Origin of the sequence: Armatimonas sp., from assembly GCF_043760365.1 — a bacterium.
GTDB lineage: Bacteria > Armatimonadota > Armatimonadia > Armatimonadales > Armatimonadaceae > Armatimonas.
The window spans coordinates 1-5,741 of record NZ_JAYUPA010000233.1 but is presented as its reverse complement, the minus strand read 5'-3'; the positions used below and the strand labels follow the sequence as shown (position 1 = coordinate 5,741).

Below are 5,741 nucleotides of genomic sequence, written 5' to 3'. Positions count from 1 at the left end.
CAGGTAGGAAGGACTAGTGAAAAATATAGTATTCGTGCGGCAAGGCGCGAATGCGCCTGCTGAGTAATATACTCAGGCGTCAACCTGCTCCATTTATGAGGGGATTGCCCTAGCCAGGGGGGCCTTGGTTTCTGGCTAGTTTGTAGGCTAGGATGCTGGCCCATCTTGAAAGGAGCATTTCCCCGTCTCAATAGGGCACTACGAACTGGGAGTATGCCTGGAAGAACCTGGATCAATGTCGTGTCCTCCCATCATTGCGCGACTGATAGGGAGTCAAATTGATGCTAGAGTTTTGCCCGCTGGCTATAGAGCCAAATAGGTTACCACCTGCCGTCTGAGTGACTTTCGATTGGCAGTGCAATCTGCTGTTTTTCTGAATCTTGTAGGTGCTCGCGTTTAAGTTTGCAAACATAAATTCCTCCAAAAGAATTGGTCAAAATGAGTGAAAGGGGCGTTCTAAGTGGCAGGTGCGCGATGCCTGAGGTTGTCCCTGATGGCACCGCGCCTTGCCTCTCATCAGGCTCTGCCTTTTGATCTCACGCTTCGGGCCACGGGTCGAATTTCTCTCCACGCAAGAGCAACCCGACCTTATGAAAGGGAACGAGCAGTAGCATAGGAGAGAGGGTTCCCATACGACGGCAGACATAATCTAAGAGCTCGCGTAATGGGATCGATTTGCGGCTCACTTCTGCCTCTGCATCAGCAATACGCTGAAGTGCGAGTGCGGATATTTGTGGCTTCTCAGCGAGTGCTGCTTCGTCAGCACGCAGCTTTCCTTCGAGCTTTGCGACCTTGGCATTCAGATCAATCAGTTGGCAAGCTGCCTCCATAAGATCTTGGCGAAGCTCACCCTCTCCCTCTCGCTCCGGGGGGCGATTGTGCTCCTCACGTTTCCAAGGCCACTTTTTTGCAAGTTCTCGAGCACTATCGGTGAACGAGAGATAGCTGGCGAAGAAAAGAATCGCGCCATTAATCGCACTACCAATGATGAAGAAAACCCAGAGGGGAGGGGCTTCACTATCACCTACAAAAGCGAAGTCCAATGCCATCTGGTGAAGCCCAAATCCCTCCAGAAGCGAGATCACCACCCACAGGAACAAGAGCCCCACAGTACACCACCAAGCAGCAGCACGTAGGCTAACCTCACTCTGACGATCCTCAACATGCCCTTCGAACTTCGCTCTGGCATGGAGTTTCCCATTCTGTGCTCCTGAAATAATCAGTAGATGGTGAAGCGCTGCGCCAAGTAGCCAGAAGCAGATGAGAATGCCCTTGATCGTCGGAGTAAGTGCATCCAGGTCTTGAAGCGTCGAGAGTGGAATCACCCCGGTAAGTGTGCCCACCGCCAGGCTGATAGGTATACTCAAAAACAGTGGAGCCAGTATCTTGGTAATAGCCAGCCCAATTACTTCTGCGCGCTTGGGAGCGCCAGGGACAGGAACGGGTCTTGGACCGTAGTCCACCTCTCTGCGCAGGGCAGCAGTCACTGACTCGACTGATATGGTGGTCGGATTTAACGTAATTTCCAGAAGCGATGCGGCTTTGGCTAGAGCTTTTCGTTTCGGAACCCGCTCCTCCTCCAGTTCTTCCAGCATCCTGAGGTACTTCGGCTGGCGTTCATGAATCATCGCAGCACGAGCGAGGAGGCGCTTTATGTCTGCGACCAGTTCCTCGTATGCTGCAATTCTTGCGTCATTTGCCTTAGTTGCAGGTTCCTCAACTGCGGCAACTCTATGGTCAATAGCGCGGGCCATTCCTGGAAGTACAGGCCGTAGGTCGTTTGCCAGTTCACGCCCGCTCTTGCAAAGTGGGTGATGCTTCGAAGCATCGTAGGACTCTATTGGAAGCTGTAGCCCGATCACCATCGCAGCTTCCTGGCTAAGTTTTTGGACGTCATTATTGACGTACTCACCGTGAGTATTGAGGCGCTCGTTCTCTGCGTCGGACTGTATTACCTCCGCCTCACATAAACAAGTAGTGGTGGCCATTCTATTTGCCTCCTTTCCGAAGGATGGCTTGAATCTCTCGAATTGCCTCCGGCGCGTCCGCTGATGCGGCAAGCCGTACCCGGTTTCCTAAAGGCTTGAGTGCCGCTTCGAGTTTGGTGTAGGCGCTACTATCTGAGACCGCAGGTAGCCCATAGAGAGCAATGAAGTTAGGCTCCTTGGCAAGTAGCTTGGCCTCGGCATTAATCTCTGCAAGATCATCAAAGCCGCAGTCGGACACGAAAATAACCAGGATGGGTTTGCCTTGCTGCTGAAGTCGCTCTCGAACCCGTCGCAGAAGGGGAGCTCCAAACGTGCCCCGCCCATTTGATGGTTTAGCTAGCTCGGCTTTCAGTGCGTTTTTAAAGAGGATTGGTTTACGGATTTTCCCTGTGTAAAAGGGAGCAACTTGAACATCACTACCAAAGGTGCAGGCTTCGATGACGGTATGGGGCGGTGCCGCGACGGCGACCTGTGTGGCAAACCGGATAATATCGCTCTGAAGGTATACGGTGCTACCTGTGTGATCAGCGAATTCCAAGACCGTGATACGCGTTTCATCACTATGATTGGAGAAGCTTCGTGATGAACACCCTGGTAGTGTTAATAGCATCCCTGGCAGTAATATCAAGCCCGCCAGTAGAGATGTGAGTCCGTATGAACAGGTGTATTTAGTTCGACACTCTGTTCCAAGAAAAGTCCCGAGGAACACGGAGATACCCGTGGGGACGAGTGACAGTTTCATTTAAAGAACCCTCCTACCAAACATTGCCACGGCGAGGCGTGACGACAGCGGTGGCACGAAGCCACCCCCTTGACATGTCGAGCAGAAGGATGTATAACCGGGACAACCTAGCTTAAGGGTCTCCTGGTTAGGATATTTCCTCTGCTGATACAGAGGCACATCTCCTGCCGGACAATTACAGGTGTAAAAGCCTACTTAAAATACAGGTATTGCCTGTTTCTGAAAAACTTCTTCTGGTTCGCCGCGTATCAATCGCAGCGAACCATTTTTATTTTGTCTCATCCTTTCGATATAGATCACAACAGATTTGCATATTGATATTGTTAGAGAATTTAAGTCATAGGCATACTCCGAAAAAGAAATACAGTTTTCAATGTATTGAAAATCATACTAGATCTTTTAATACATCATAATAACTATAGCCGTGATGTTGTCAGTGCCTCCATTTGCATTTGCATTTGTAATAAGGCGTTCTACTGCCTCTTCAGGCGTCTGAGAGCCAGAGAGTATATTTGTGAGCGATTCTTTATTGACCATATCCCAGAGCCCATCCGAGCAGAGAAGAATGCGATCTGTGGGAAGAAGCTCATCAACCTTATTGTAGGCAGGCTTGTTATCGCCCATATCTCCCAGGGAAGCCAGAAGACGGTTACGTGCTCCTGAGGTTGCGGCCTCTTCTTCAGTAATCTCTTTGAGCTCTACTAAAACCGCACCTACCGTGTGGTCTCTCGTCAGTTTCTGGAGAGGCTCACCTACTCGCAGAAGATAGGCCCGACTGTCGCCGAGGTTCATAACATGAAGCGTTTTGCCCAGGCGCACTGCTATAACAGCGGTGGTGCCCATGTGTACGCCAACCGATGTTTGGGAGCAAGTACGGATAGCGCTATCAGCGGTGCAGAGCGCCGCAGTAAGTAGGGCCAGAACGGTCTCATTATTGGCAGAATCAAGGGCGTCTAAACGTTCTTGGGTGAAGAAAGCACTTACTTGTTCACATGCGATTCGGCTGGCAACCTCTCCAGCAGTCATCCCACCCATTCCATCAAAGACACCAAAAACATGCCCATCAGCGTGGATAAAGTAGGCATCCTCGTTGTTTCTACGTTTCTGACCAATATCCGTGCCGCCTGCGGCTCGGAGTCGTTTTGACATTGCAATGACAGACATACATGTTAATTTTTCTTGCATTTTTCATATCTCAATTCTTATTTTTCTGATGTTAACAGTGTTAAAACTTCTGATGGTTATCACCACCATAATGTCTGGATAGATTTACTACAGATTCAAATACACTTCTTCCAATCGTAGACGTAATTCTTTTGCTGTCCTGATACGAATGTGAGGCTTATCGATCAGTGCTTGATTGATCAGAGTTACAAGATCTTCAGCAATACTAGGGATATAATCCTCAATTGGCTTCACACTGTCCTCTAAAACAACACGAACTGGGTGCTTGCCTTTAGGAAAACTACGCGGAGTTTGCCCATGTGTTAGGAGCCAGTAGAGGATTGCTGCCATCGCCCAAACGTCTACCTCAGGATCAGCGTGCTTGAAATCGATTAATTGCTGGCGTGGCATGAAACCAAGTGTCCCTCCTACAGAGCCTGTGGTTGTCATTCCTGCTTCATCAAGAGCTTTAGCGAGTCCAAAATCCGCAATTTTCGGGAGGTGAATTTCCTTCTGGGAATCGAACTGCATTAGGATATTGCCCGGCTTAAGATCTCGATGAACTACCTGGTTCTCATGAGCAAATTCCAACCCTTGCAACGCGGCGAGGATAATTCCTACCGCGCGCTTTGGAGTAGGCCATGCTTTTCGGTTGTTGATCCACTTCTCTAGGCTTCCTCCATTACAGTAGTCCATCACGATACACAAATAGCCATTATCAGCAATGAATTTCCTAGTCGCCACTATATTTAGATGACGAAGTCTGTCATGAATCTGAATCTCTCTATGAAAACGTTTTTCAGCTTTATTGTTGTCTAATATCCGTGGCAGAATCAGCTTAATGGCGACTGGTATCCCTGATTCTATATGGTTTCCTTTGAGAACAAATCCCATCTCTCCACTACCTATTAGGTCTCCAACCTCATACTCGTTAGTGGAGAGAAGTAAGAGAGCTCTATTGCGTGCTTGCTCGGAAAATAACGTGCTTACTTGTTCTTCAGCTTCGCTTTGCTGTGAGGTAATTGTATTGCGTTCCTCTAAAGAAATTGTCTTGATAGTAGATTGAGCATCCCTTGATTTCTGTATCTGGACACGGAGCCGAACGGCGCTAGCAAGCTCGATAATATCTCCATCGTGGAGCTGGTATTCGCTGTAATGTCGTGCCTGACTTTGCTCACGAGTCTCGCCGCTTCCCCGTTTCCCGATCAGCTCTCCGTTAATCTTAGTACCATTTAGGCTGCCAATGTCTCGGATGGTAATACGTGGTGGATTGATGTGGATCTCACAGTGATTTTGTGAAACGCTACTTTCTTTGCCGTCGATGTGAATCGGGGAACATCTATTATCACGACCAAGCGTAAAATGCGTCCGTTCGGTAAATTCGAATACTCTTTGATTCACTTTGCCCTGCTCTATGATAAGGCAGACTATATTCTGGTCTGTCACATTTTTAATTTTCATTAGTTTGCAATCGATTTTCTCAGACACTCTATTCTTCGGCTTGAGTAGGTCTTCTGTGATCTATACGAACCAACTTTGAAAATCCGTAAAATATTTTGAATTATGCTACTGTTGATAGTATTTTAAATTTAATGCAATTTTATTATCAGATTATCACGGTCAAGGCGACTCCTACGGGGCAAGTCCCGAGGTATCTATCGGAGTCCGGCTTCGCCGGGTCAAGCGGCCTGACGCGGCCTGAACGGCGCGTAGGCTCACCTTCATACAAAAGCGGTTACGAGGCAAGCCTCGGGGAATGCACCCGCAGCGATTCAGTTGTTATTGATCTTATGCTAGTCGTAAACTTGCAAGAGAGCAGTCTCCCCGTGGCAGGTAGCCCCCCCAGT

At 48.6% G+C, this 5,741-nt stretch carries 4 protein-coding genes; all 4 read right to left on the bottom strand.

Annotated features, from left to right (window positions below; translation table 11 throughout):
* Positions 1-536: 536 nt before the first annotated feature.
* Entirely contained in the window at positions 537-1,988 is a 1,452-nt protein-coding gene (locus ACH2EH_RS05630) for a hypothetical protein (protein ID WP_395139753.1), read from the bottom strand.
* 1 nt (position 1,989) lies between these two features.
* Positions 1,990-2,598 (bottom strand): hypothetical protein, encoded by a 609-nt coding sequence (locus ACH2EH_RS05625; protein ID WP_395139751.1) that lies wholly within the window; start codon positions 2,596-2,598, stop codon positions 1,990-1,992.
* 531 nt (positions 2,599-3,129) lie between these two features.
* Entirely contained in the window at positions 3,130-3,915 is a 786-nt protein-coding gene (locus tag ACH2EH_RS05620) for a PP2C family protein-serine/threonine phosphatase (protein ID WP_395139749.1), read from the bottom strand.
* Between the two features lie 87 nt (positions 3,916-4,002).
* Entirely contained in the window at positions 4,003-5,382 is a 1,380-nt protein-coding gene (locus ACH2EH_RS05615) for a protein kinase (RefSeq protein ID WP_395139747.1), read from the bottom strand.
* Positions 5,383-5,741: the final 359 nt, after the last annotated feature.